General features: G+C 69.4%; 25 protein-coding genes. 15 read left to right on the top strand and 10 right to left on the bottom strand.

The features are described from left to right. Positions 1-87: 87 nt before the first annotated feature. Genes A5681_RS05900 through A5681_RS05890 form a run of 3 tightly spaced genes read left to right on the top strand, consistent with a single transcriptional unit; the run spans position 88 to position 3531 of the window. Positions 88-1719 carry a long-chain fatty acid--CoA ligase gene (locus A5681_RS05900; RefSeq protein WP_067270462.1) on the top strand — a complete coding sequence of 544 codons (1632 nt, stop codon included), beginning with the start codon at positions 88-90 and terminating at the stop codon, positions 1717-1719. 28 nt (positions 1720-1747) lie between these two features. Then, the gene (locus tag A5681_RS05895; RefSeq protein ID WP_067270458.1) at positions 1748-2632 is read left to right on the top strand and encodes a class II glutamine amidotransferase; all 885 of its coding nucleotides are present in this window, start codon (positions 1748-1750) and stop codon (positions 2630-2632) included. 29 nt (positions 2633-2661) lie between these two features. Further along, entirely contained in the window at positions 2662-3531 is an 870-nt protein-coding gene (locus A5681_RS05890; protein ID WP_067270577.1) for a patatin-like phospholipase family protein, read from the top strand. 22 nt (positions 3532-3553) lie between these two features. On the opposite strand, the gene A5681_RS05885 is transcribed toward A5681_RS05890, so the two are convergent. After that, complete coding sequence (locus tag A5681_RS05885) at positions 3554-4609, bottom strand: patatin-like phospholipase family protein (protein WP_156737859.1); 1056 nt, start codon at positions 4607-4609, stop codon at positions 3554-3556. Between the two features lie 90 nt (positions 4610-4699). Continuing rightward, positions 4700-5143, bottom strand: coding sequence for a lipoprotein LpqV (locus A5681_RS05880; protein WP_419866294.1), 444 nt, complete (start codon positions 5141-5143; stop codon positions 4700-4702). Between the two features lie 112 nt (positions 5144-5255). Here A5681_RS05880 and A5681_RS05875 point away from each other — a divergent pair, with 112 nt between their 5' ends. Both A5681_RS05875 and A5681_RS05870 read left to right on the top strand, forming a co-directional pair. Next, complete coding sequence (locus tag A5681_RS05875; protein WP_156737858.1) at positions 5256-5852, top strand: cysteine dioxygenase; 597 nt, start codon at positions 5256-5258, stop codon at positions 5850-5852. Beyond that, entirely contained in the window at positions 5852-6301 is a 450-nt protein-coding gene (locus A5681_RS05870) for a rhodanese-like domain-containing protein (RefSeq protein WP_067270447.1), read from the top strand. The genes A5681_RS05875 and A5681_RS05870 overlap by 1 nt, the downstream gene beginning before the upstream one ends. Here the strand turns inward: A5681_RS05870 and A5681_RS05865 are convergent, their stop codons facing one another. Genes A5681_RS05865 through A5681_RS05855 form a run of 3 tightly spaced genes read right to left on the bottom strand, consistent with a single transcriptional unit; the run spans position 6302 to position 9909 of the window. Beyond that, positions 6302-8059 (bottom strand): alpha/beta hydrolase, encoded by a 1758-nt coding sequence (locus A5681_RS05865; RefSeq protein WP_067270443.1) that lies wholly within the window; start codon positions 8057-8059, stop codon positions 6302-6304. 7 nt (positions 8060-8066) lie between these two features. Further along, positions 8067-8858: an enoyl-CoA hydratase gene (locus A5681_RS05860; protein WP_067270440.1), complete on the bottom strand. Its 792-nt coding sequence runs from the start codon at positions 8856-8858 to the stop codon at positions 8067-8069. A 13-nt stretch (positions 8859-8871) separates the two neighbouring features. Then, positions 8872-9909: an enoyl-CoA hydratase/isomerase family protein gene (locus A5681_RS05855; protein ID WP_067270438.1), complete on the bottom strand. Its 1038-nt coding sequence runs from the start codon at positions 9907-9909 to the stop codon at positions 8872-8874. Positions 9910-10121: 212 nt separating this feature from the next. Here A5681_RS05855 and A5681_RS05850 point away from each other — a divergent pair, with 212 nt between their 5' ends. Continuing rightward, positions 10122-10979 carry a Bax inhibitor-1/YccA family membrane protein gene (locus tag A5681_RS05850; protein WP_067270573.1) on the top strand — a complete coding sequence of 286 codons (858 nt, stop codon included), beginning with the start codon at positions 10122-10124 and terminating at the stop codon, positions 10977-10979. A 154-nt stretch (positions 10980-11133) separates the two neighbouring features. Here A5681_RS05850 and A5681_RS05845 read toward each other — a convergent pair whose 3' ends face one another. Both A5681_RS05845 and A5681_RS05840 read right to left on the bottom strand, forming a co-directional pair. Beyond that, positions 11134-12351: an acetyl-CoA C-acetyltransferase gene (locus A5681_RS05845; protein ID WP_067270436.1), complete on the bottom strand. Its 1218-nt coding sequence runs from the start codon at positions 12349-12351 to the stop codon at positions 11134-11136. An 83-nt stretch (positions 12352-12434) separates the two neighbouring features. Then, positions 12435-13397, bottom strand: a complete 963-nt coding sequence (locus A5681_RS05840) for an SGNH/GDSL hydrolase family protein (RefSeq protein ID WP_156737863.1) — start codon at positions 13395-13397, stop codon at positions 12435-12437. Between the two features lie 243 nt (positions 13398-13640). On the opposite strand from A5681_RS05840, the gene A5681_RS05835 reads away from it, so the two are divergent. The 4 genes from A5681_RS05835 to A5681_RS05820 all read left to right on the top strand — a co-directional run bounded on the left by A5681_RS05835 (position 13641) and on the right by A5681_RS05820 (position 18200). Then, the gene (locus A5681_RS05835; protein WP_067270432.1) at positions 13641-14708 is read left to right on the top strand and encodes an alpha/beta hydrolase; all 1068 of its coding nucleotides are present in this window, start codon (positions 13641-13643) and stop codon (positions 14706-14708) included. A 69-nt stretch (positions 14709-14777) separates the two neighbouring features. Beyond that, positions 14778-16172 carry a cystathionine beta-synthase gene (locus A5681_RS05830; RefSeq protein WP_067270429.1) on the top strand — a complete coding sequence of 465 codons (1395 nt, stop codon included), beginning with the start codon at positions 14778-14780 and terminating at the stop codon, positions 16170-16172. 102 nt (positions 16173-16274) lie between these two features. Continuing rightward, complete coding sequence (locus tag A5681_RS05825) at positions 16275-16982, top strand: RDD family protein (protein ID WP_067270565.1); 708 nt, start codon at positions 16275-16277, stop codon at positions 16980-16982. Positions 16983-17030: 48 nt separating this feature from the next. After that, the gene (locus A5681_RS05820; RefSeq protein ID WP_067270426.1) at positions 17031-18200 is read left to right on the top strand and encodes a cystathionine gamma-synthase; all 1170 of its coding nucleotides are present in this window, start codon (positions 17031-17033) and stop codon (positions 18198-18200) included. On the opposite strand, the gene greA is transcribed toward A5681_RS05820, so the two are convergent. Together greA and A5681_RS05810 are read right to left on the bottom strand one after the other, a co-directional pair. Next, positions 18188-18682 (bottom strand): transcription elongation factor GreA, encoded by a 495-nt coding sequence (gene greA / locus A5681_RS05815; RefSeq protein WP_065442111.1) that lies wholly within the window; start codon positions 18680-18682, stop codon positions 18188-18190. The two genes, A5681_RS05820 and greA, sit on opposite strands and share 13 nt — an antisense overlap. Positions 18683-18902: 220 nt before the next feature. Further along, on the bottom strand, positions 18903-19328 hold the full coding sequence (locus A5681_RS05810; protein WP_067270424.1) for a DUF4307 domain-containing protein: 426 nt from the start codon (positions 19326-19328) through the stop codon (positions 18903-18905). Between the two features lie 115 nt (positions 19329-19443). Here A5681_RS05810 and mca point away from each other — a divergent pair, with 115 nt between their 5' ends. The 4 genes from mca to A5681_RS05790 are packed head-to-tail and all read left to right on the top strand — an operon-like array spanning position 19444 to position 22997. Beyond that, positions 19444-20316 carry a mycothiol conjugate amidase Mca gene (mca, locus tag A5681_RS05805; RefSeq protein ID WP_067270421.1) on the top strand — a complete coding sequence of 291 codons (873 nt, stop codon included), beginning with the start codon at positions 19444-19446 and terminating at the stop codon, positions 20314-20316. A gap of 14 nt (positions 20317-20330) precedes the next feature. Next, positions 20331-20615, top strand: a complete 285-nt coding sequence (locus A5681_RS05800; protein WP_419866295.1) for a hypothetical protein — start codon at positions 20331-20333, stop codon at positions 20613-20615. Continuing rightward, complete coding sequence (locus tag A5681_RS05795) at positions 20602-22614, top strand: thioredoxin domain-containing protein (RefSeq protein ID WP_067270415.1); 2013 nt, start codon at positions 20602-20604, stop codon at positions 22612-22614. The genes A5681_RS05800 and A5681_RS05795 overlap by 14 nt, the downstream gene beginning before the upstream one ends. Before the next feature lie 11 nt (positions 22615-22625). Continuing rightward, the gene (locus A5681_RS05790) at positions 22626-22997 is read left to right on the top strand and encodes a nuclear transport factor 2 family protein (RefSeq protein ID WP_067270411.1); all 372 of its coding nucleotides are present in this window, start codon (positions 22626-22628) and stop codon (positions 22995-22997) included. Positions 22998-23000: 3 nt separating this feature from the next. On the opposite strand, the gene trhA is transcribed toward A5681_RS05790, so the two are convergent. Next, positions 23001-23768, bottom strand: coding sequence for a PAQR family membrane homeostasis protein TrhA (gene trhA / locus A5681_RS05785; protein WP_067270408.1), 768 nt, complete (start codon positions 23766-23768; stop codon positions 23001-23003). 154 nt (positions 23769-23922) lie between these two features. Here trhA and A5681_RS05780 point away from each other — a divergent pair. Beyond that, positions 23923-24510 (top strand): (2Z,6E)-farnesyl diphosphate synthase (locus tag A5681_RS05780; protein ID WP_067270404.1); only part of this gene is annotated, 588 nt, incomplete at its 3' end.

Genomic DNA, 24510 nt, shown 5'->3' with positions numbered 1-24510 from the left:
CCCGCCCCCGGCGCGGGATGCGGCCACCCCGCGTCTCGAGGGTTGACATCAGGCCCAGCTGAGCCGAGATCCAAAGGCGGTACCTCAATGGACAGCACGATGCAGGACTTTCCGTTGACGATCACCGCGATCATGCGTCACGGCTGCGACGTGCACGGTGCGCGCACGGTCACCACCGCCACCGGCGACGGCTACCGGCGGACCAGCTACCGGGAACTGGGCCAGGACGCCGCGCGGCTGGCGAACGGGTTGCGGCGCCTGGGCATCCGCGGGGACCAGCGGGTGGCGACGTTCATGTGGAACAACACCGAACACTTGGCGACCTATCTCGCGGTGCCCTCGATGGGCGCGGTGCTGCACACCCTCAACATCCGCCTCTTCGCCGAGCAGATCTCCTACGTCGCCAACGAGGCAGAGGACCAGGTGGTGCTGGTCGACGCGTCGCTGGCGAGGCTGCTCGCGCCGGTGCTGGGTGACCTCAAGACCGTGCACACCGTGATCGTGGTCGGCGAGGGGGACACCGCCCCGTTCGAGGGCTCGGGCAAGACCGTGCTGCGGTACGCCGAACTGCTCGACGGTGAATCCACCGACTTCGATTGGCCGGAACTGGACGAGAAGTCCGCGGCCGCAATGTGCTACACGAGCGGCACCACCGGCAACCCGAAAGGCGTGGTCTACAGCCACCGTTCGAGCTACCTGCACACCATGGCGGCCTGCACCACCAACGGCATCGGCGTCGGAGCCGTGGACAGTGTCCTGCCAATCGTGCCGATGTTCCACGCCAACGCGTGGGGCCTGCCGTATGCGGCCCTGATGGCCGGCGCCGATCTGGTGTTGCCCGACTGCCACCTCGACGCCCGGTCGCTGATCCGCATGGTGGAGGACCTGCGGCCGACCGTGGCGGGTGCGGTGCCCACCATCTGGAACGACGTATTGCATCGCCTGGAGGACGAACCCGAGCACGACATGTCGTCGCTGCGGCTGGTGGTGTGCGGGGGATCGGCCGTTCCGCTCTCGCTCATGCGCACCTTCGAGGAGAACCACGGCGTTCAGATCCGGCAGCTGTGGGGCATGACGGAGACCTCGCCGATGGCCACCATGGCGTGGCCGCCCCCCGGAACCCCCGAGGACCAGCATTGGGCGATCCGCGCCACGCAGGGGCAACCGGTCTGCGGTGTCCAGATGCGGATCGTCGACGATGACGGCACGGTTCTCCCCAACGACGGTGAGGCCGTGGGCGAGGTGGAGGTGCGCGGTCCCTGGATCGCCGGCTCCTATTACCTGACGGCCGATGACTCGAAGTTCGACTCCGGCTGGTTGCGCACCGGGGACGTGGGCCGGATCGACGAGCGCGGCTTCGTCACCCTGACCGACCGGGCCAAGGACGTCATCAAGTCCGGGGGCGAGTGGATCTCCTCGGTCGAGCTGGAGAACAGCTTGATCGGACATCCGCACGTGGTCGAGGCCGCGGTCGTCGGCGTGCCCGACGAGCGGTGGCAGGAACGGCCGCTGGCCGTCGTGGTGGCCAAGGAAGGCGCCACGGTCAGCGCCGAAGACTTGCGAAAGTTCCTCGCGGAGAGGGTGGTTCGCTGGTGGTTGCCCGAGCGGTGGGCGTTCGTCGAGGAGATACCACGCACCAGTGTGGGCAAGTACGACAAGAAGGCCATCCGGGCGCGCTACGCCGAGCACGGCTACTGGGTGGTCGAGGCCCGAGACTGACCCACTAGAGCTGGGTACCGTCGGCACCATGTGTCGACTATTCGGGCTCCACGCCGGGACGCAAGTTTGCACCGCGACGTTCTGGTTGTTGGACGCCCCCGACAGCCTCGCCGAGCAGAGCAGGCGAAACCCGGACGGCACGGGCGTGGGCGTTTTCGACGAGCACGGCCGGCCGCAGCTGGACAAGCAGCCCATGGCGGCCTGGCAGGACGCGGCGTTCGCGACCGAGGCCCGTGACCTGACCGGCACCACCTTCATCGCCCATGTGCGTTACGCGACGACCGGTTCACTCGACGTCCGCAACACCCACCCGTTCCTGCAGGACGGCCGGATCTTCGCGCACAACGGGGTGCTGGAGGGGCTGGACGTCCTCGACGAGCGGCTGCGCGAGGTCGGCACCGACGATTTGGTGCTGGGCGACACCGATTCCGAGCGGGTGTTCGCGTTGATCACCGCCTCGATCCGTGCGCTCGATGGTGACGTCGGCGCGGGCCTGACCGATGCCATGACATGGCTCGCGGCCAACGTACCGATCTATGCGGTGAACGTGCTGCTGAGCACCGCCACCGACATGTGGGCTCTGCGCTACCCCGAAACCCACGAGCTCTACATTCTGGACCGGTCCGACGGCGCCCCCGCCCAGGCCCCGGCGTTCGATATGCGCACCAACCGGATTCACGCGCGGTCGGAACACCTGTGCACCCGCTCGTCGGTGGTGTTCGCCACCGAACGCATGGACGACGACGACCGCTGGCGCCTGCTCGAGCCGGGTGAGCTGGTCCACGTCGACGCCGCGCTGCGCGTCGACCGCCGGCTGATCCTGCCCGACCCGCCCGCGCACCTGCTGCGCCGGGCGGAGCTGAGCGCGTCGGTCCAGGAGGCGCAACACGCGTTGCCGGGCACCCGGCGCTAGCCGATGCCGGCCTGGCAGAGTGGGTGGGCGTGATCACCAGACGAGCGCTAGTGCTGGCCGGCGGGGGGATAGCGGGAATCGCTTGGGAGACAGGCGTTTTACGCGGCATCGCCGACGAGTCTCCGTCGGCGGCGGGGTTGTTGCTGGATTCCGACGTGTTGGTGGGCACCTCCGCGGGGTCGGCGGTCGCTGCGCAGATCGGGAGCGGCGCCCCGCTCGACGAGCTGTTCGACCGGCAGGTGGCCGAGGCGTCGACCGAGATCGATTCCGGGGTCGACGTCGAAACGATCACCGAGATGTTCCTGAGCGCGCTGGGGGAGCCCTACGCCGACCCGTCGGACCGGACCCGGCAGCAGATGCAGCGGATCGGTGCCGTGGCGCTCGCGACCGAAACGGTTCCGCCGCCGGTGCGCCGCCGGGTCATCGCGCAACGTCTGCCATCCCACGACTGGCCCGACAGGGCATTGCGGATCCCCGCAATCGACGTGGCCACCGGCGAATTGGCGATTTTCGATCGAGAATCCGGTGTCGATCTCGTCGACGCGGTGGCGGCCAGCTGCGCGGTGCCCGGGGCGTGGCCCCCGGTGGCGATCGCCGGCCGCCGCTACATGGACGGCGGAGTGGCCAGCACGGTCAACCTGGGTGTGGCCGCCGATTGCGATGCGGCGGTGGTGTTGGTGCCCTCGGGCGTGGACGCGCCTTCGCCGTTCGGCGCCGGGCCGGCCGCGGAGATCTCCGCCTTCAACGGCCCGACGTTCGCCGTGTTCGCCGACTCCGCCTCGCTGGCGGCCTTCGGGTCCAATCCGTTGGATCCCGCCTGCCGCGTCGCGTCGGCGCTGGCCGGCCGCGAGCAGGGCCGACGCGAGGCCGAGGCCGTCGCACGCTTTCTCGGTGTCTGATCCGCCTGCGCCCGATCGCTTTTCAGCCCTCGATCGCGGGCGGCGCGGCACGATCGTTCTCAAAGGCGTCCAACGCCTCGTCCGCCAGCGCACGGCCGACTGCGATCACCTCCGCCGCACGGTGAAACTCCAGGCCCCGGCAGATCGAGCGCGGAACTTCGATCAACAAGTCGGGTGGGTAGACGGCCAGCGTGTGGCGCGCCAGCGCGGCCTGGGCGATGTCGATCGTCCGGTTCATCACCTCGAAGCTGCCCAGTTTCGGGACTTCCGGTGCCGCGTCGAGTAATTCACCCGCCACCTCGTCTTCGGGCGCGTCTTCCTCGACGTCCGGATCGTCCGGCCCGCCGAACCTGCCCAGGACCGCCCGCGCGGTCGGCCGATCGAGCAGAGAGCGGGCGGCCGAGGTGTCGAGCAACGCCGAGGTGCTGCGCACCATGCGGTTCAGCCACTCCGCGGTCACCCCCGACTCCGCGTCGCGGTTGGCGATCGCCTCGCTGCCGGACAGGCTCACCGCTATGGTCACGTCGGCGTTGACCGCCGACAGGGGCGCCATCGGCAGCGGGTCCAGGATGCCGCCGTCGGCCAGCAGACGCCCATCGACCTCGTGCGGGGCGATCACGCCGGGGATGGCGATCGAGGCGCGGATCGCGGTGTCGACCGGGCCGCGCTGAAACCACACCGACTTACCGGCCACCAGGTCGGTAGCCACCGCGGTGAAGGGGATGGGCAGCTCCTCGATGGTGACGGGGCCGAGGATGTCCCGCACGGCATCGAGGATCTTCTCGGCGCGCATCACCCCGGCCGCGCTGATCGAGAAGTCCAGCAGCCGCAGGATGGTGCGCTGCGTCAAGGACTTCGCCCAGTCGGCGAACTCGTCGCGGCGCCCGGCCGCCTCCAAGCCGCCGACCAGCGCGCCCATCGACGAGCCGGCGATCCCCACGATCTCGTACTCGCGGGCGCGCAGCGCCTCGATCACCCCGATGTGCGCGTATCCGCGGGCCCCGCCACTGCCCAGCGCCAACGCCACCCGGGTCGGTGACGATCGGCGCGCAACGGGTGCGGCGGGTCCGTCCGGCATCCCTTCATTCTGCGCGGGGGCACCGGCCCGCACCGCCCGGGTGGGCGGTTTTTCTAGCCGTGAATTGAATTGCGCGGAGATTCGAAAGCGCTAGCCGCATTCGTCATTGGCGGCGGCACGGGCGGCGGTGAGCACGGCCGCCTGCCGGGCCGGCGTCAGATCCGCCCATCGGGCGTTCCAGCTGCCCGCGGTGCCCGACGGCGAGGCCTGGAGCATCGCCAAGTAGGGCTCGAACAGCGACTGACCGGTCCTGGGCTGCGCATCCATCCAGACTTTTGCGGCGTGACAGGCCTGGTAATACTCTTCCTCGGTCGAATCGGCGGGCACGTCGACCCTGGTCGTCACGCCCGCCGGCGAGAGGCCAACGGCGCCCGGGGGCGCCGCACCGGGGCCGGTGGGAATGCCCGCAGGACGCGTCGACGAGGACGCGGGCTTGCCGCTCGGGTGGCCAGCGGAGCACCCCGTGACCGCCACCAAACTGGCCGCCACGGCGAGCATGCCCCACACCAGGGGTCGACGAGCGCACCGGCGCACCCTGCCAATCTATGCAACACTGGCGGCCGTGATGGAGCGCTTCGGATTTTGCGAGTGTTGTCGGCCGTAACACGCCGCCGCCCGTCCGATCCGTTTCCTCTGGAGCTCCCCGATGTCTTTGCCCCTCGCCGCCCCGGCTGCGTTGCGCCCGCGCCACGTTTCGTCCCCATCGTCGGGACCGACCCGCCTGCGGGTGCCCGACCTCATGCACGCCACCGACCAGGCCGCCGACGACGTGCTGAGCGGGCGTTGCGACCACCTGCTGCCACCGGGCGGGATCCCCGAGTCGCGGCGCTGGTTCACCCGCATCCACGGTGACGAGGAGCTGGACGTCTGGCTGATCAGCTGGGTGCCCGGCCACCACACCGAACTGCACGACCACGGCGGATCGCTGGGTGCGCTGACGGTGGTGTCCGGCTCGCTCAACGAGTTCCGCTGGGACGGCCGCGCCCTGCGGCAGCGGCGGCTCAACGCCGGCGATCAGGCCGGGTTCCCACTCGGCTGGGTGCACGACGTGGTGTGGGCACCCCGGCCCGTGACCGTGCCGGTCCCGGGCCTGGCGGGCGCCAACCGGGGGCCGGTGCGTCCGTCGCTCAGCGTGCACGCCTATTCGCCACCGCTGACCGCGATGTCCTACTACGAGGTCACCGGCCGAAATCGCTTGCGCCGCCAGCGCACCGAATTGACCGATCAACCGGAGGGACCGTGATGAGCCGCATCGACGTTGTGTTGAGATCCGCCCGGCGCCGGTTCCGTCGCCTTCCGGCCGCCGAAGTGCCCGACGCGCTGCGGCGCGGGGCGGTGCTCGTCGACATCCGGCCGCAAGCCCAGCGGTTCCGTGAGGGCGAAATCCCCGGTGCGCTGGTCATCGAACGCAACGTCTTGGAGTGGCGCTGCGACCCGACCAGCGAGGCGAAGCTGCCCGAGGCCGTCGGCGACGACGTCGAATGGGTGATCGTGTGCTCGGAGGGCTACACCTCGAGCCTCGCGGCCGCGGCGCTGCTGGACATCGGCTTGCACCGCGCGACCGACGTCATCGGCGGGTATCACGCCCTCGCGGGTTCGGGTGTGCTGGAACAGCTTTCCGGCGCTGTACCGGCGGAAGGCGGCCCCGGGGTGCTCGCCAACTCCGGCACCCCGGGTCGGCGCTGGCTCTAGCTAGCCGGTGGAGGTCGCGTCGGAATGGAGCAGCGGCCGCAGCTTGTCGGTCTTCTCCTGCGACCAACCGGGCGGTGACAGCACGGCGGCCCAGCCGTCAGCCGCATCGGCGACGTAGTGGTGCCCGTGGCCCTCGGGGACGTCGACGGCCACCGCCATGTCCGCCGAAACCTGCAGGAACGTGACCACCGGGATCCAGCGCGTCTCGGGCAGCACGTCGTAGCCCCGCGGCTCCCGCAGCCAATCCGGTTTGCTGAACAGCAGGTCGGGCGACCACCAGGCGATCGGGTCGGAGGCGTGTTGCAGATAAACCACCCGCGGGTGATCCCACGGCTTGTTCGGGCGGCCCAAATCGCTTGGGCGAGCGACGAATCGGACGTTCTTGCCGTCATTGTAGATCGGCAGCCACTCGGGGGAACCGGCGTCGCGCGTCGACGTCAGGTCGGTCCAGATGGTGTTCTGGAACGTCGGTCCGCTGAACAGGGCGCCGTCGGTGCGGGCGAGGACGTTGTTGAGGCTCATGAACGGCGCCTCGCCGCCGAACGATCCCAGGCTCTCGCCGAACACGACGAGCTTGGGGCGTTGCGCCTCGGGCATCTGGCGGATGAGTCGGTCGACGGCCTCGAACAACGCCTGCCCGGCGTGGCGGGCGTTCTCCTTGTCCACCAGGAAGGACAGCCAGCTCGGCAGGAATGAATACTGCATGCTGACGATCGCGGTGTTGCCGTTGTACATGTATTCGAGCGCATCGGCTTCGGCCTCGTTGATCCAGCCGGTGCCGGTGGTTGTCGCGACGGCGACGACTGCGCGTTGCAGCCCGCCGGTGCGCTGCAGCTCGCGGGCCGCGAGTTCGGCGGTCTCCGTGATGCCGTCCGCGGAGTTCAGCCCGGCGTAGGCCCGGATCGGTTCGGTCGCCGGGGCGCCGTTGAAGGCGGTGAGCTGGTCGACCCTCGGACCGGCTTCGACGAAGATGCGGCCTTGGTGCCCAAGGGATTCCCACGACACCAGCGATTCGGGTCCGCCGGAGCGCAGCGGGGTCCGCGGCGGCGCGGTGTCGGGGTTCATCTCGTTGTTCGCCGAGGCGAACGTGTTGTTCATGGTGCGCATCGCGAACTTGAGCACGACGCCGTTGAGCAGGGTGATGGCGAGCACCACCAGCAGCACCACCACGATGGTCGCCGAGAGCCGGAACGGCGCGATGCGGTCGACCTGACCGACCAGGAACCGGACCAGCCACCGGATGAACTGGCCGATTTCGACCAGGGTGAACAGCGCCACCAGCGACAGGCCCGCGGCCACCGGGTAGTCGTACCACTTCAGGTGCGCAACGCCCATCAGGTCGCGCACGTTGTCCTGCCACACGTGGAACCAGACGGCCATCAACACCATGCCCAGCGCGCCGATCGGGATCAGCACCTTCCACGCCCAGCGCGGCGCGGGTGGACTGGACTCCTTCGCCCACAGGTACCGGTACAGCCAGACCGCGAAAACGCCCAGCCCGTAGCCGATGGCGCCCGAAAACCCGCTGACCAGGCCCTGGAACAGCGCCCCGCGCGGCAGCAGCGACGGCGTCATGGAGAACCAGATGAAGATCAGGCCGACGGTGGTGCCGGTGAACGTGTAATGGCGGACCCACCAAGGCTTTTCGGTCCAGCGAGGACCGCGGGTAGCCGGTTTGACTTCCGGCTCGGCTTGAGCAGGTGCGGCCTCTTCGGTGACGGCCGTCGGATTGTTGGTCGCTGGACCCGCCTCGCTCATCGCAGGCCTACCGGTGAGTGAAGTTGGGAGCGCGCTTCTCGATGAACGCCGTCATACCCTCGGACTGGTCGTCGGTGGCGAAGGTCGAGTGGAAGAGCCGGCGTTCGTAGAGCAGCCCTTCGGACAACGTGGACTCGAACGCGCGGTTGACGGCCTCCTTGGCCATCCGGGCGGCCGAGCGCGACATCTGCGAGATGGTGGTGGCGACGGCCTTGGCCTCGGCGAGCAGGTCGTCGGCCGGCACCACGCGCGAAACCAGGCCGCTGCGTTCGGCTTCAGCGGCGTCGATGGTGCGCCCGGTCAGGATGAGGTCCATGGCCTTGGCCTTGCCGATGGCGCGAGTCAGGCGCTGCGACCCGCCCATGCCGGGCAGCACCCCGAGTTTGATCTCGGGCTGGCCGAACTTCGCGGTGTCGGCGGCGATCAACACGTCACACATCATTGCGAGCTCGCAGCCGCCGCCGAGTGCATGCCCGGCCACCGCGGCGATGGTCGGGGTGCGGACGGCGGCCAATTTCGCCCAGGGGGCGAAGAAGTCGGCGTCGAACGCGTCGGCGAACGTCAGGCCGGCCATCTCCTTGATGTCGGCACCGGCGGCGAACGCCTTGGCCGAACCGGTGATGATGATCGCACCGATGCAGGGGTCGTTGTCGAGCTCCGTTGCGGCGGCGGTGACTTCGTTCATCACCTGGGTGTTCAGCGCGTTGAGCGCCTTGGGCCGGTTCAGGGTGATGGTGCCGACGCGCCCGTCGCGTTCGACCAGGATGGTTTCGTAGCCGTTGGCAGTGGGGTCTGTCATCCAAATCGCCTTTCTAGAAACTCAAGTCGTCGTCGACCGGGGTGAAATACGCCTCGATGTCGGCGGCGGTCACCGCGTCCAGCGTCGCCGGTGACCACTTGGGATTGCGATCTTTGTCGATCAGCTGCGCCCGGATGCCTTCCACCAGGTCGTGCGACCGCAGCGACGCCGACGACACCCGATAGTCCTGAACCAGAACGTCTTTCACCGTCTCGAGTTTGGCGGCGCGCCGGACCGCCTCCAGCGCCACCGACAGGGAGATCGGCGAGCGGGTGGAGATCAGGTCGGCGGCGTCGTTGGCTGGGCCGGCGGCTTGCTCGCGCAGCGCGGCGACGATGTCTTGTACCGTGTCACCCGCGTAGCACTCGTCGATCCAAGCGCGTTGTGCCGCAAGCTCGCTCGGTGGCGGCTCGACGGCGTGCTTGGCCAGCGCGCTCTGCACGCCGTCGGCGACGATCGCCCGGGTGAACGCCTCGAGGTCGTCGTGCGGCACGTAGTGGTCGGCGAATCCCATGGCGATGGCGTCGGCCCCGGAAAACGGCGCCCCGGTCAGCGCGGCGTGCAGGCCCAGCCCGCCGGGCGCCCGGGACAGCAGGAACGCCCCGCCCACGTCGGGAACGAAACCGATACCGACCTCGGGCATCGCGATCTTGGAGGTGTCGGTCACCACGCGGATGTTCGCGTGCGCGCTGACGCCGACGCCGCCGCCCATCACGATCCCGTCCATCAGCGCCACGTATGGCTTGGCGAAGTCGGCGATCTGGGCGTCGAGCAGATACTCGTCGCGCCAGAACCGCCGCGCCTCGACGCCGTCCTTGCGCGCGCTGTGATAGATGGAGACCACGTCGCCGCCCGCGCACAAGCCGCGCTCGCCGGCCCCGGAGAGCACCACGGCGCGCACCGCGTCGTCGTCGGACCAGCGGGCGAGGATGGCGCGCAGCGCGTCCACCATCGGCTGATTCAGCGAATTGATCGCCTTGGGGCGGTTGAGCGTGATCAGACCGACGTCGCCGTCGATGCGGGTGAGAACCTCATCGGATTCGTCGGTCACGCCCTAACCTCCCATCGCCGGGTCACCCTCGACGAAAAATCTAGATCGTGACGACCGGCGCCATACCCGCGGGTAAGGGTTATCTTTAACCCGACGCCAGCAGCAAAGGCTCTAGGCGCCGGAAAATGCCCAGTTCGGCTGGGAACCCGGACGGAACGCTGCTCGTTGAGATTGTGTTCGCACAGCTCGAAGCCAATAGAGAGGATCCGACGGTGCGGGAGACAAGCAACCCGGTATTTCGTTCGCTGCCCAAGCAGCAGGGCGGGTACGCGCAATTCGGTACGGGCGCGCCCCCGGCGCAGGGCTATGGCTACGGAGCCGACCCCTACGCGGCGCCCTACCAAGCTCCGTACCAGGAGTCCAGGGCTTCGCGCCCGCTGACCATCGACGACGTCGTCACCAAGACCGGCATCACGCTGGCCGTGCTGGCGGTGTCCGCCGTGGTCTCCTACTTCCTGGTGGCGTCCAACCTGGCGCTGGCGATGCCGCTGACGATGATCGGTGCGCTGGGCGGCCTGGGGCTGGTGCTGGTCGCGACCTTCGGCCGCAAGCAGGACAGCCCGGCCATCGTGCTCAGTTACGCCGTGCTCGAGGGGCTTTTCCTGGGCGCCATCTCGTTCGTCTTCGCCAACTTCTCGGTGTCGCACGCCAACGCCGGCGCGCTGATCGGGGAGGCCGTCCTGGGCACCTTCGGGGTGTTCTTCGGCATGCTCGTCGTCTACAAGACCGGGGCCATCCGGGTCACGCCCAAGTTCACGCGGATGCTGGTGGCCGCGATGTTCGGCGTGCTGTTCCTGATGCTGGGCAACTTCGTCCTCGCGATGTTCCACGTCGGTGGCGGTACCGGTCTGGGCCTGCGCAGCGGCGGGCCGATCGCCATCATCTTCTCGCTGGTGTGCATCGCGATCGCGGCGTTCAGCTTCCTGATCGACTTCGACGCGGCCGACCAGATGGTGCGCGCCGGGGCGCCGGACAAGGCGGCCTGGGGCATCGCGCTGGGCCTGACCGTGACGCTGGTCTGGCTGTACATCGAGATCCTGCGTCTGCTCAGTTACCTGCAGAACGACTAGCTCTCGTCAACGAAAAGACCGGCACGCCGTTGGCGTGCCGGTCTTTTCGTGCTGGGCGTCGACTGTGAACTGACGAGCGCCGAGCGTGCGCTCATGGCGGGCGTTGCCGGCGTGTCGCCGCCCTGGGCGCACGCTCGACGCTAGTGACGAGCGGTCAGCTGAGCCGCTCGATGATCATCGCCATGCCCTGGCCGCCGCCGACGCACATGGTCTCCAGGCCGAACGTCTTGTCGTGCGTCTGCAGGTTGTTGATCAGCGTGGTCGCGATCCGCGCGCCGGTCATGCCGAACGGGTGGCCCAGCGCGATGGCCCCGCCGGACACGTTCAGCTTGTCCTCGTCCATGCCCAGCTCGCGCGCCGAGCCCAGCACCTGCACCGCGAAGGCCTCGTTGATCTCGTAGAGGTCGATGTCGTTGATCGACATGCCCGCCCGCGCCAGCGCCTTCTTGGACGCCTCGATCGGGCCGAGGCCCATGATCTCCGGCGATAGGCCGCTGACCCCGGTGGACACGATCCGCGCCAGCGGCGTCAGGCCGAGTTCCTTTGCCTTGGTGTCGCTGGTGATCACCAGCGCGGCCGCGCCGTCGTTCAGCGGGCAGGCGTTGCCCGCGGTCACGGTGCCGTTGGGCCGGAACACCGGCTTGAGCTCGCTGACCTTCTCGTAGGTGGTGCCGGGACGGGGGCCGTCGTCGGTGCTGACGGTGGTGCCGTCCGGCAGGGTCACCGGGGTGATCTCGCGCTCGAAGAACCCGCTCTTGATCGCTTCCTCGGCGCGGTTCTGGCTGCGCACGCCCCAGCGGTCCTGGTCCTCGCGGCTGACGCCGGTCAGGATGGCGACGTTCTCGGCGGTCTGACCCATCGCGATGTAGACGTCGGGCACGTTCCCGTCGGCGCGCGGGTCGTGCCATTCGTCGGCGCCGCCCGCCGCGGCGGCGGTGCGCTCCTGGGCCTCGTCGAACAGCGGGTTCTTGGTGTCGGGCCAGGAGTCGGAGTTCCCCTTACCGAACCGGGACACGGTCTCCACACCGGCGGAGATGAACGCGTCGCCCTCACCGGCCTTGATCGCGTGGAAGGCCATCCGGGTGGTCTGCAGCGACGAGGAGCAGTACCGGTTGACGGTGGTGCCGGGCAGGAAGTCGTAACCGAGCTCGACGGCGACGACCCGCGCCATGTTGAAGCCGGACTCGCCGCCGGGCAGGCCGCAGCCCAGGATGAGGTCGTCGATCTGGTGGGGGTTGAGCGCCGGCACCTTGTCCAGCGCCGCGCGCACCATCTGGGCGGCCAGGTCGTCGGGCCGCATGGAGACCAGCGACCCCTTCATCGCGCGGCCGATCGGCGAGCGGGCGGCGGAGACAATAACGGCTTCAGGCATGACGGTTCCCTTCAAATCCCTTCCGGATTCCGGCGAGCTCGCTTCACAAACCGTTGACGTGACGCCGACGGACTACGACAAATCTAGTCGTTGACAACCGGGGGGCACGAGGACGGGGCGGGTCCCGGTGCCGGGCGACGCCACAGCCGCGACATCACGCTGGTTCGGGTGTGCCGCTGACCGAGCACGGGCGGGGTCGTCGACGCCGCCAATTCCAACGGCGGGATGTCGACCTCCTCGCCCAGCGCCTCGCACAGCGCGCGCAGCAGCGCGTCGGCCGCGATCGCGTATGCCGGCGCGGACGGGTGGAAGCCGTCGGGGGAGAACATCACCTGGGGCGTCGACCGGAACTGCGGCGTCATCAACTGCCCGAGCGGCACCGGCATGCCGCCGGCGGCCCGGACCGCCGCCGCCTGGGCCCGCGCGAGTTGCGAGCAACGCTCATGCGCCAGCGACCGAAGCGGTTGCGGGATGGCGGTGATGACGCCCAGGTCCGGGCAGGTGCCGGCGATCACCACCGCGCCGCGGGCGCGCAGCTTGCGGACGCTGAGCCCCAGCCGCTGCGCCGACTGGCTGACGCCGTTGAGGGCCGTCACGTCGTTGGCGCCCACCATGATCACCGCCGCGTCCGGCGGAGCTCCGGCCACGAACATCGCGTCCACCTGGCCGCACACGCCTTTCGACGTGGCGCCGACGATCGCCTTGGTGCTCAGCCGGATTCGCTTGCCGGTCTGCTCGGCGAGGCCCCGCGCGATCCGCACCCCCGGCACTTCCTCCGCGCTCAGGCAGCCGTACCCGGCGGCGGTGGAATCACCGAAGATCATCAGGTGCAGGTCGACGGGCATGCCGCGGTGCCACCGCTCGACGGGTCCGCCGCCGCGGGTGTACACGCCGTCGGCGCGGGGCGGAATGTCCCATGACTTGGGGATGACGGTGCGCGCGTGCGTCGCCTGGCCGACGAGCAGGTTGCGCGCGCCCAGATAGGCAGTTCCTGTCGAGGCGAGGGCGCCTGCGGTGGCCAGGGCGATCGCCGAACGACGGGGCACCCGCATGGTCACGCAGTCCATTTTAGATGGGCTTGCATGTTTGCGGGGTCGGGCGACGAACAATGTGGTCACGGGAAGAATCAAATTGGTAACGAATCAGACTTTTTAAATGTTCTCTTAAGAAGTGCCTGTCAAGCTGAGTCGGCGGGGTTGGCTGAGCGCCTTGGGTGAGCGGCTGAACCAGACGCTTAGCTGCCTCGTCACATGCTGTATCGCACTACAACGGCGTAGGAAGTGTTGAGCATGAGCGCACCCGGTCAAGTATCCGGCTCCCCCCGGACTGCCCTTCGTCCTTATCAAGTTCTCAAGGCGCGTCGCGCCGAGACGCGCCGATACGCGATGAGCGATGGCGCGCCGGTCGAGGTCCTCGAGTCCGGGCCGAGCGTTGCTGCGCGGTTGGCCAACCTGACGTCGCGGGTGACCATCCGGCCGGTGCTGTCCGTCGGCAGCCACGTCCCCAACTTCCCGTGGCCCTGGGGGCTGATCGACCTGGCGGCCCGGGTGGTGCTGCCGGTGTCGGCCACCGTCCGCGAGACGGTGAAGCTGCCCAACGCCTCGGCGCAGCTGGTGCGAGCGCCCGGCGTGCTGCCCGCCGACGGCACCCGCCGGGTGATCGTCTACTTCCACGGCGGCGCCTTCCTGACCTGCGGGGCCAATTCGCACGGCCGGCTGGTGGAGACGCTGTCGCAGGCCGCCGACGCGCCGATCCTGGTGGTCAACTACCGGCTGCTGCCCAAGCACTCGATCGGGATGGCGCTCGATGACTGCCACGACGGCTACCAGTGGCTGCGGCTGCGGGGATACCAGCCGGATCAGATCGTGTTGGCCGGCGACTCGGCCGGCGGCTATCTGGCGCTCGCGTTGGCGCAACGCCTCCAGGAGGAGGGCGAGGAGCCCGCGGCGCTGGTGATGATCTCGCCGCTGCTGCAGCTGGCGAAGGAAGACAAGCAGGCCCATCCCAACATCAACACCGACGCGATGTTCTCGCACCGAGCGTTCGACGCGCTGGCCGAACTGGTCGCCAGCGCGGCCGACAAGCACAAAGTCGCGGGGAAGCCCGAGGAGATCTACGAGCCGATCGAGCACATCAAGCCCGGCCTGCCGCGGACGCTGATCCACGTCTCCGGGTCCGAGGTGTTGCTGCACGACGCGCGGCTGGCGGCGAGCCGGTTGGCCGCGGTCGGGGTGCCGGCCGAGGTCCGGGTGTGGCCCGGCCAGATCCACGACTTCCAGCTGGCCGCGCCGATGGTGCCCGAGGCGGTTCGGTCGCTGCGCCAGATCGGCGACTATATCCGCGAGGCCACCGGATAGCGCAACCGCCGTGGGCGCCGAGGGGAAGCACGTCGTGCACCGCCGGAACGTGCCTGACACGATGAACGCATGCGGATCGCCCAGCACATCAGTGAGCTCATCGGCGGCACGCCGCTCGTTCGCCTGAATTCCGTCGTTCCCGAGGGCGCCGGCACCGTGGCGGCCAAGGTCGAGTACCTCAACCCCGGGGGCAGCTCGAAGGACCGGATCGCGGTCAGGATGATCGACGCCGCGGAGGCGAGCGGGCTCCTGAAGCCCGGCGGCACCATCGTCGAACCCACCTCCGGCAACACGGGCGTCGGCCTGGCGCTGGTCGCACAGCAGCGCGGGTACAAGTGCGTGTTCGTCTGTCCCGACAAGGTCGGCGAGGACAAGCGCAACGTGCTGCTCGCCTACGGCGCCGAGGTGGTGGTCTGCCCGACGGCCGTGCCGCCCGACCACCCGGACAGTTACTACAGCGTGTCCGACCGGCTGACCCGGGAGATCGACGGCGCCTGGAAGCCCGACCAGTACGCCAACCCGGAGGGCCCGGCCAGTCACTACGCCACCACCGGCCCGGAGATCTGGGCGGACACCGACGGCAAGGTGACCCATTTCGTCGCCGGCATCGGCACCGGCGGCACGATCACCGGCGCGGGCCGCTACCTCAAGGAGGTGTCGGGCGGGGCCGTGCGGATCATCGGCGCGGACCCCGAGGGTTCGGTGTATTCGGGGGGTACCGGCCGGCCCTATCTCGTCGAGGGCGTCGGCGAGGATTTCTGGCCGGCCGCGTACGACCCCACGGTGCCCGACGAGATCATCGCGGTGTCCGACTCCGACTCGTTCGACATGACCCGGCGGCTGGCCCGCGAGGAGGCGATGCTGGTCGGGGGGTCGTGCGGGATGGCGGTGGTGGCCGCGCTGAAGGTGGCCGAGAAGGCCGGGCCCGACGCGCTGATCGTCGTGCTGCTGCCCGACGGCGGCCGCGGCTACATGGCGAAGATCTTCAACGACGCCTGGATGTCCTCCTACGGGTTCCTGCGCAGCCGCCTCGACGGGTCGACCGAACAGGCCCGGGTGGGTGACGTGCTGCGCCGCAAATCGGGCGAGCTGCCCGACCTGGTGCATACGCATCCGTCCGAGACCGTGCGCGACGCGATCGGCATCCTGCGCGAGTACGGGGTGTCCCAGATGCCGGTCGTCGGCGCCGAGCCGCCGGTGATGGCCGGTGAGGTGGCGGGCAGCGTCTCCGAGCGCGAGCTGCTGTCGGCCGTTTTCGAGGGGCGGGCCAAGCTGGCCGACGCCGTCTCGCTACACATGAGCCCGCCGCTGCCGATGATCGGCGCGGGGGAACTGGTCAGCGCGGCCGGCAAGGCGCTGCGCGACTGGGACGCCTTGATGGTGGTCGCGGAGGGCAAACCCGTCGGGGTGATCACCCGATATGACCTGCTCGGCTTCCTTTCGGATGGGCCGCGGCGACGCTGACGACGCGGCCGTTCGGCGCGCGACGATGTCTCGCCGGGCCGCCGCGCGCTCGGGTACTGTAATGCCGCCTGGTTCAGCTGGTCCGCAGTGGAAGGGGTGCTCATGACCGATCAACCGCCGCCCAGCGGCTCCTATCCGCCGCCTCCGCCCGGATCGCCCGGCGGCCAAGACACCCCGAGCCCGCCGTCGGCGCCGTCCGGCGGTTCGTACCCGCCGCCTCCGCCGCCACCCGGCGGCGGTTCCTACCCTCCGCCCCCGCCGTCCTCCGGTGGGTACGCCCCGCCGCCTCCGGGACCGGCGATCCGCACGTTGCCGACGGAGGCCTACACGCCGTGGCTCAGCCGGTTCCTGGCGTTCGTCATCGACATCCTCCCGTACGCCGTCGTGCACGGCATCGGCACCGGGATCCTGGTCGCCACGCAGCAGACGGCATGCGTCACCGACGTCACGCAGTACGCCGTCAACCAGTACTGCGCGACGCAGAACTCGACTCTGGGCCTGGCCGCGCAGTGGCTGGCGTCGCTGGTGGGGCTGTTCTATCTGATCTGGAACTACGGCTACCGCCAGGGCACCACCGGGTCGAGCGTCGGCAAGTCGGTGCTGAAGTTCAAGGTGGTCAGCGAGGTCACCGGCCAGCCCATCGGTTTCGGTATGTCCGTGGTGCGTTCCCTGGCGCACATCGTCGACGCGATCATCTGCTTCATCGGTTTCCTTTTCCCGCTGTGGGATTCGAAGCGGCAAACGCTCGCGGACAAGATGATGACGACGGTCTGCCTGCCGCTCGACGGAACCGAACAGCAGCCGGGCTAGTCGTGCGGGCGCGGTAGCCCAGGCGGCCGTCGCCTAGGCTGATCGTCGATGAGCGCCGACCGCACCGGACACTTCACTGGACTCGCCACCAAAGCGATTCACGCCGGCTACCGGCCGGACCCGGCGACCGGGGCGGTCAACGCCCCGATCTACGCCAGCAGCACCTTCGCCCAGGACGGCGTCGGCACACTGCGCGGCGGGTTCGAATACGCGCGAACCGGAAACCCGACGCGCGCCGCGCTCGAGGCCTCGCTAGCGGCGGTCGAAGAAGGCGGCTACGGGCGGGCGTTCGGCTCGGGCATGGCCGCCACCGACTGCGCCCTGCGGGCGATGCTGCGGCCCGGCGACCACGTGATCATCCCCAACGACGCCTACGGCGGCACCTTCCGGCTGATCGACAAGGTGTTCACGCAGTGGGGCGTTGGCTACACGCCGGTCGCGCTGTCCGACGTGGACGCCGTCCGCGCGGCGATCACGCCGCAGACCCGCCTGATCTGGGTGGAGACGCCGACCAATCCGCTGCTGTCCATCGCCGACATCGCGGCGCTCGCCGAACTCGGTAAGCAGTCCTCGTCGAAGGTGTTGGTGGACAACACTTTTGCCTCACCCGCGCTGCAGCAGCCGCTGACGCAGGGCGCGGACGTGGTGCTGCATTCGACCACAAAATACATCGGTGGCCACTCCGACGTGGTGGGCGGCGCGTTGATCACCAACGATGCCGAGCTGGACGCGGCGTTCGCGTTCCTGCAGAACGGCGCCGGCGCGGTGCCCGGCCCGTTCGACGCCTACCTGACCATGCGCGGCCTGAAGACCCTGGTGCTGCGGATGCAGCGGCACAGCGAAAACGCCTCGGTCGTGGCGGAATTCCTCGCGGGGCATCCGGCGGTGAGCGCCGTGCTGTATCCCGGCCTGCCGGACCACCCCGGCCACCAGGTCGCCGCCCGGCAGATGCATGGGTTCGGCGGCATGGTGTCGGTGCGGATGCGTGGCGGCCGCCAGGCCGCCCGGGATCTGTGCGCCCGCACCGAGGTGTTCATCCTGGCCGAGTCGCTCGGGGGCGTCGAGTCACTGATCGAGCACCCCAGCGCCATGACGCACGCGTCGACGGCCGGTTCGCAATTGGAAGTGCCCGACGACCTGGTGCGGCTGTCGGTCGGCATCGAAGACGTCGGCGACCTGCTGGCCGACCTCGAGCAGGCGCTAGGTCAGGAGTGGTAGGGCTCCGCGCTGACCAGCGTGACCTCGACGGTGTTGCCGTTGGGCACGACGTAGCTGCGGGTCTCGCCGACCTTGGCGTCGATCAGGGCGCCGCCCAGCGGTGAGTTGGGCGAGTACACCTCGAGCTTGCCGTCGTTGACGCCCTCCTGACGGGTGGCGATCAGGAACGTCTCGCTGTCCGACTTGTCGCCGTTGTAGTAGACCTTCACCACCGAACCGGGCAACGCGACGCCGGACTGCTTGGGCGCTTCGCCCACCTTGGCGTTGTTGAGCAGGTCTTGCAGCTGACGAATGCGGGCCTCCTGCTGGCCCTGCTCCTCGCGGGCGGCGTGGTAGCCGCCGTTCTCGCGCAGGTCGCCTTCCTCCCGGCGGTCGTTGATTTCCGCGGCGATGACCGGACGATTCGCGATCAATTGATCGAGCTCCGCCTTCAGCCGGTCATGTGACTCCTGGGTCAGCCACGTCACCGAAGTGTCCGTCATCTCGTCGTGCTCCTCGTTTGTCGTTCCGCGTACCCGCGTAAGCCTGTTAAACCCCACCGCCGGAGGTATCCGGGTTCTCTCCCCGAGTGCTGCCGATCCGTTGTGCTCACGGCCTTAATGCAGCAATACACGGTCCCATCAGGAACCGTGCATTCACCCATGTTACCACCGCGCAAACAATTGATGACCCCAAATTCGCAGTTCGGCTGTTGTTAAGGGGTCACGCCGGCCGCAGATAGGCGGGCACGTCGGTGCCGCACCCGTAGATGTCGGCCATCACCGGCGGTTTGCTGGACTTCACCGTGGTCGTCAGCTGCACGGTGGCCGACTCGGACGGGGGGACCAGCACCTCCCGCCGGCCCGTCTCGCTGCCGTCCTTCGCCCGCACGCGCACGATGCAGTCCACCGGCCGCGACGGATCGGATCGCGTCACGCTGATCGTTACCGACGCGGTCTGGTCGTCGATGAGCCGATAGCCGGCCAGCGTGCCCGACACGGGGCTGGTGCCCAACCGGTGGTAGCCGACGACCGCGATCACCAGGCCGGCCGCGACCACCAGCGCGCCGAGACCGATGACCACCCAACGCCGGGGCATCCGGGAGCGCCCGTAGCGGCTCTCCGGACGTGAGGCGGAAGTTTCGGTCATCTGGTGGGTATGCCTGGATGGTGGGCTGCCGGACGCTGGCCGGCAGCATGCAACGATCTGAAGAACTGGAATTATAGGTTCGCAACCGGCGACCAGTTGACCGACAAGGGGGCACGTGAGCGAGCTGCGGTTGATGGCGGTGCACGCCCACCCCGACGACGAGTCCAGCAAGGGCGCGGCCACCCTCGCCCGCTACGCCGACGAGGGCCACCGGGTGCTGGTGGTGACGCTGACCGGCGGTGAGCGCGGCGACATTCTCAACCCGGCGATGGACCTGCCCGAGGTGCACGGCCACATCGCCGAGATCCGCCGCGACGAGATGGCGAAGGCCGCCGAGATCCTCGGTGTCGAGCACACCTGGCTCGGCTTCGTCGACTCCGGCCTGCCGCAGGGTGACCCGCCGCCCCCGCTGCCGGAAGGGTGCTTCGCGCTGGTGCCGCTGGAGGAGTCGGTCGAGGCGTTGGTCCGCGTGGTCCGCGAGTTCCGCCCGCACGTGATCACCACCTACGACGAGAACGGCGGCTACCCGCACCCCGATCACATTCGCTGCCATCAGGTTTCGGTCGGCGCGTTCGAGGCGGCCGGCGACTATCGGCGTTTTCCCGACGCGGGCGAGCCGTGGACGGTGTCCAAGCTCTACTACATCCATGGGTTCCTGCGGGCCCGGATGCAGTTGCTGCACGACGAGGCCGTCAAGCACGGCCAGGAACCACCGTTCAAGAAGTGGCTCGAGCATTGGGACGCCGCGCACGACCCCTTCGAGTCACGGGTGACGACGCGCGTCGAATGCTCGGCGTATTTCAGCCAGCGCGACGACGCGCTGCGGGCGCACACCACCCAGATCGATCCCGAGCACGACTTCTTCGCCGCGCCCATCGAATGGCAGCAGCGGTTGTGGCCGACGGAGGAATTCGAGCTGGCGCGCTCGCGGGTGCCCGTCCGGCTGCCCGAGGACGATCTGTTCGCCGGAATCGAGAGCGACGGGTGAACCGCCTGTTTGCGATGTCGAGCGCGTTGGCGGACGGCGCGCCGCAGCACACCGGGCCCGATTTCGGCAAGGCCAGCCCGATCGGGCTGTTGATCGTCGTGCTGCTGCTCATCGCCACGCTGTTCCTGCTGCGGTCGATGAACCGGCAGCTGAAGAAGGTGCCCGAGTCGTTCGACCCCAAGCACCCCGAGCCCGACCAGGCCGCCGACGAGGGCACCGACGCGGTCGATGACGGGCGCACCCCGGGCCAGGCGAACCCCCCGGAGCGCCCGCCGGGACCCGGCGATGAGCCCGGCTGACGCGGCCGCGACGAACACCCTCGGGCTGGCCACCAGCCCGTACCTGCGCCAGCACGCCGACAACCCGGTGCACTGGCAGCAGTGGACCCCGCAGGCCCTGGCGGCCGCGGCCGAGCGCGACGTGCCGATCCTGCTTTCCATCGGCTACGCGGCCTGCCACTGGTGTCACGTCATGGCCCACGAATCGTTCGAGGACGACGAGGTGGCCGCCGCCATGAACTCCGGATTCGTCTGCATCAAGGTCGACCGGGAGGAGCGCCCGGACCTCGACGCCGTCTACATGAACGCCACCGTGGCGCTGACCGGGCACGGCGGTTGGCCGATGACGTGTTTCCTGACGCCGGACGGCCGGCCTTTCTTCTGCGGCACCTACTATCCGAAAGACGGCTTTCTGCAACTCCTTTCGGCCGTCTCCGCCACCTGGCGGCAGCGCCGCGGCGAGGTCGAGGAGGCGTCGGACGCGATCGCCGGCGAGCTGCGTGCGATGGCGGCCGGCCTGCCCTCCGGCGGCCCGGACGTCGCTCCGGCGCTGTGTGACCACGCGGTGGCCGCGGTCCTCGCCGACCAGGACACCGCGCGCGGCGGTTTCGGCGGCGCACCCAAATTCCCGCCGTCGGCGATCCTCGAGGCGCTGTTGCGCCACTACGAGCGCACCGGGTCGGCGGCGGCGCTGGAGGCGGTCGCGCGCACCGGCACCGCGATGGCCCGCGGCGGCATCTACGACCAGCTCGCCGGCGGCTTCGCCCGCTACAGCGTCGACAACGCTTGGGTGGTGCCACATTTCGAGAAGATGCTCTACGACAACGCGTTGCTGCTGCGCGCCTACGCGCACTGGGCCCGGCGCACCGGGGACCCCTTGGCGCGCCGGGTCGCCGCCGAGACCGCGCGCTTTCTGCTCGACGATCTGGCCGACGGCGCCCTGTTCACCTCGTCGCTGGACGCCGACGCCGACGGCCGCGAGGGCTCAACCTATGTCTGGACGCCCGAGCTACTGACCGAGGTGCTCGGACCCGACGACGGCCCCTGGGCCGCAACAGTTTTCGCCGTCACCGCGACCGGCACCTTCGAGCACGGAACGTCGGTGCTGCAGTTGCCCGCCGATCCCGACGACCCGCAACGGCTGGAGCGGGTGCGGGCCGCCCTGCTGGCCGCCCGCCGGACCCGACCCCAGCCCGGGCGCGACGACAAGGTCGTCACGTCCTGGAACGGCCTGGCGATCACCGCACTGGCCGAGGCCAGCGTCGCGTTGGACGACGCCGAACTCGCCCGGGCCGCGCGGGACTGCGCGACCGCGTCGCTGGGCTCGCACCTCGTCGACGGGCGGCTCCGGCGGGCCAGCCTGGGCGGGGTGGTCGGCGACAGCGCCGCCATCCTCGAGGACCACGCGATGCTGGCCACCGGCCTGCTCGCGCTCTATCAGCTGGACGCCGACCCGGCGTGGCTGGCCGCGGCGACCGAGCTGCTCGACACCGCGTTGCGGCACTTCGCCGACCCGGAGCAACCGGGTCGCTGGTTCGACACCGCCGACGACGCCGAGCGGCTGATGGTGCGGCCCGCCGACCCGCTGGACGGCGCGACGCCGTCGGGCGCCTCCTCGATCACCGAGGCGCTGCTGACCGCGGCGCACCTGGTCGACGGGGAGCGCGCGGAGCGGTATCTGCGGGCGGCGGGCGAGGCGCTCGGCGCGCACTCGCTGCTGCTGGAGCGCGCGCCGCGTTCGGCGGGACACTGGCTGGCCGTGGCGGAGGCCGCGGTTCGCGGGCCGCTGCAGATCGCCGTCGCCTGCGATGCGCCGCGGTCGCCGCTGTTGGCTGCCGCGCGCCGGTTGGCGCCCGGCGGCGCGATCGTCGTGGGCGGGGAAAGCGATTCGTTCACGGTGCTGGCCGGCCGCGGCCGGGTGGCCGGCGCCGACGCTGCCTACGTGTGCCGCGGCCGGGTCTGCGACCTGCCGGTGACCACCGCCGAAGACCTCGCGGGGGCGCTGGCGGCGCCACGGTAGCGTGACGTTTCATGCCGAGCGCCGAACACATCACCGACACGGTCAACCGCTACATCGAACTGGTCGCCAAGGGCGGCGCCGACGAGCTGGTGGAGTTGTACGCCGATGACGCCACCGTCGAGGATCCCGTCGGCGGCGAGGTGCACATCGGCCGCCAGGCGATCCACGGCTTCTACTCCGCGGTCAACGACGTCCAGCGCGAGTGCGAGCTGGTGACGCTGCGGGTCGCCGGCAACGAAGCGGCCTTCCATTTCCGCCTGACGATCACCGCGGGCGAGCACCGGATGGTGATCGAGCCGATCGACGTGATGGCGTTCGACGAGGACGGCAAGGTCGCGCACATGAAGGCGTACTGGTCAGCCGCCGACGTCACGCACTCCTAGCGCTCAGTGCAGCCACGCCTGGTTGCCGACGTAGAACACCGCGAACCACATGGCGATGTAGTGCAGGATCGCGGCGACCGCGGTGAAGGCGTGGAAAAACTCGTGATAGCCGAAGGTGCGGGGCCAGGGGTCGGGCCAGCGCAGTCCGTAGAAGATGCCGCCGATGCTGTAGAACACGCCGCCGACGGCCAGCAGCACCGTCGCGGCGACCCCGGCCTTGTGCAGGATGGTCGGGCAGTACCACACGGCCACCCACCCCAGCAGCAGGTAAAGCGGCACCCCGAGCCAGCGCGGCGCCGACGGCCAGCACACCTTGAGCAGGATGCCGGCCACCGCGCCGCCCCACACGATCCACAGCACCTCCATCCCGGTCTGCTGCGGCATGGCCAGCCGCGCGAACGGGGTGTAGCTGCCGGCGATGAACACAAAGATCATCGAGTGGTCGAGCCGCTTCATGAGGCTGCGGGCCGCCTCCGATTTCCAGTGCACCCGGTGATAGGTGGCGCTGACGGCGAACATCGCCACCGTGGCCGCCGCGTAGACCAGCGTGGAATGGCCGGCGCGCGGGGAAGACGCGGCCCAGGACACCGAGACCAGGGTGGCGCCGGTGATGATCGCCAGCCACGCGGACACGAAGTGGATCCAGCCGCGCATGCGAGGCTTGGTTAAGACGTTGGCCGCGCCCTCGACAAGCTGTTCGACGGTATTGCCGGGCGTGATGGCCTCGGATCCGCGCTCGGGGCTGGCGGGGGTGCTCGTCTGGCTGCTCATATCTCCTGGGGCCTCGTCGTGCAGGTCGGGAAACTGCCAGTGGCTGCTTACCCGCCACAGTAATGGGCAATCGTCACGGAACGATGTCCGCATCGCGTGAGATCGCCGGTTCAGGTGGGGGAATTTGGTGTAGCTCACAGTAGGCTGAGTCTCCGTGGAAATTATCCCGCCGCGTCTCAAAGAGCCGCTGTATCGCGTCTACGAGCTGCGGCTGCGGCAGGGCCTGGCGTCGTCCAAATCCGACCTGCCCCGCCACATCGCGGTCCTGTGCGACGGCAACAGGCGATGGGCGCGCGACGCCGGCTACGCCGACGTCAGCTACGGCTACCGCATGGGCGCCGCGAAGATCGCCGAGATGCTCCGCTGGTGCCAGGAGGCCGGCATCGAGATGACCACGGTCTACCTCTTGTCGACGGAGAACCTGCAGCGCGATCCCGAGGAGCTGGCCGGGCTCATCGAGATCATCACCGATGTCGTCGAGGAGATCTGCGCGCCGGCCAACCGCTGGAGTGTCCGCACCGTCGGCGATCTGGAGTTGCTCGGCGAGGAACCGGCCCGGCGGCTGCGCGGCGCGGTGGAGTCGACGCCGGTCGTGGCGCCGTTCCACGTCAACGTCGCGGTCGGTTACGGCGGACGTCGCGAGATCGTCGACGCGGTGCGGGCGCTGCTGAGCAAGGAACTCGCCAACGGTGCGTCCGCCGAGGAGCTCATCGACGCGGTCACCGTCGACGGCATCTCCGAA

The sequence above is a fragment of the Mycobacterium scrofulaceum genome (genome assembly GCF_001667885.1).
In the GTDB taxonomy this organism is placed as follows: domain Bacteria; phylum Actinomycetota; class Actinomycetes; order Mycobacteriales; family Mycobacteriaceae; genus Mycobacterium; species Mycobacterium scrofulaceum_C.
This window is presented reverse-complemented; position numbering and strand designations above follow the sequence as displayed.

Excerpts from the sequence above, each read along its gene's own strand:
- A5681_RS05865 (WP_067270443.1), bottom strand. The coding sequence starts at position 8,059 with ATGAGCGAGGCGGGTCCAGCGACCAACAATCCGACGGCCGTCACCGAA.
- A5681_RS05845 (WP_067270436.1), bottom strand. The coding sequence starts at position 12,351 with ATGCCTGAAGCCGTTATTGTCTCCGCCGCCCGCTCGCCGATCGGCCGC.
- A5681_RS05800 (WP_419866295.1), top strand. The coding sequence starts at position 20,331 with ATGTCGAGCGCGTTGGCGGACGGCGCGCCGCAGCACACCGGGCCCGAT.
- A5681_RS05895 (WP_067270458.1), top strand. The coding sequence starts at position 1,748 with ATGTGTCGACTATTCGGGCTCCACGCCGGGACGCAAGTTTGCACCGCG.
- A5681_RS05825 (WP_067270565.1), top strand. The coding sequence starts at position 16,275 with ATGACCGATCAACCGCCGCCCAGCGGCTCCTATCCGCCGCCTCCGCCC.
- A5681_RS05870 (WP_067270447.1), top strand. The coding sequence starts at position 5,852 with ATGAGCCGCATCGACGTTGTGTTGAGATCCGCCCGGCGCCGGTTCCGT.
- A5681_RS05860 (WP_067270440.1), bottom strand. The coding sequence starts at position 8,858 with ATGACAGACCCCACTGCCAACGGCTACGAAACCATCCTGGTCGAACGC.
- A5681_RS05790 (WP_067270411.1), top strand. The coding sequence starts at position 22,626 with ATGCCGAGCGCCGAACACATCACCGACACGGTCAACCGCTACATCGAA.
- A5681_RS05830 (WP_067270429.1), top strand. The coding sequence starts at position 14,778 with ATGCGGATCGCCCAGCACATCAGTGAGCTCATCGGCGGCACGCCGCTC.
- A5681_RS05875 (WP_156737858.1), top strand. The coding sequence starts at position 5,256 with ATGTCTTTGCCCCTCGCCGCCCCGGCTGCGTTGCGCCCGCGCCACGTT.
- greA (WP_065442111.1), bottom strand. The coding sequence starts at position 18,682 with ATGACGGACACTTCGGTGACGTGGCTGACCCAGGAGTCACATGACCGG.
- A5681_RS05835 (WP_067270432.1), top strand. The coding sequence starts at position 13,641 with ATGAGCGCACCCGGTCAAGTATCCGGCTCCCCCCGGACTGCCCTTCGT.
- A5681_RS05900 (WP_067270462.1), top strand. The coding sequence starts at position 88 with ATGGACAGCACGATGCAGGACTTTCCGTTGACGATCACCGCGATCATG.
- A5681_RS05820 (WP_067270426.1), top strand. The coding sequence starts at position 17,031 with ATGAGCGCCGACCGCACCGGACACTTCACTGGACTCGCCACCAAAGCG.
- A5681_RS05795 (WP_067270415.1), top strand. The coding sequence starts at position 20,602 with ATGAGCCCGGCTGACGCGGCCGCGACGAACACCCTCGGGCTGGCCACC.
- trhA (WP_067270408.1), bottom strand. The coding sequence starts at position 23,768 with ATGAGCAGCCAGACGAGCACCCCCGCCAGCCCCGAGCGCGGATCCGAG.
- A5681_RS05810 (WP_067270424.1), bottom strand. The coding sequence starts at position 19,328 with ATGACCGAAACTTCCGCCTCACGTCCGGAGAGCCGCTACGGGCGCTCC.
- A5681_RS05885 (WP_156737859.1), bottom strand. The coding sequence starts at position 4,609 with ATGCCGGACGGACCCGCCGCACCCGTTGCGCGCCGATCGTCACCGACC.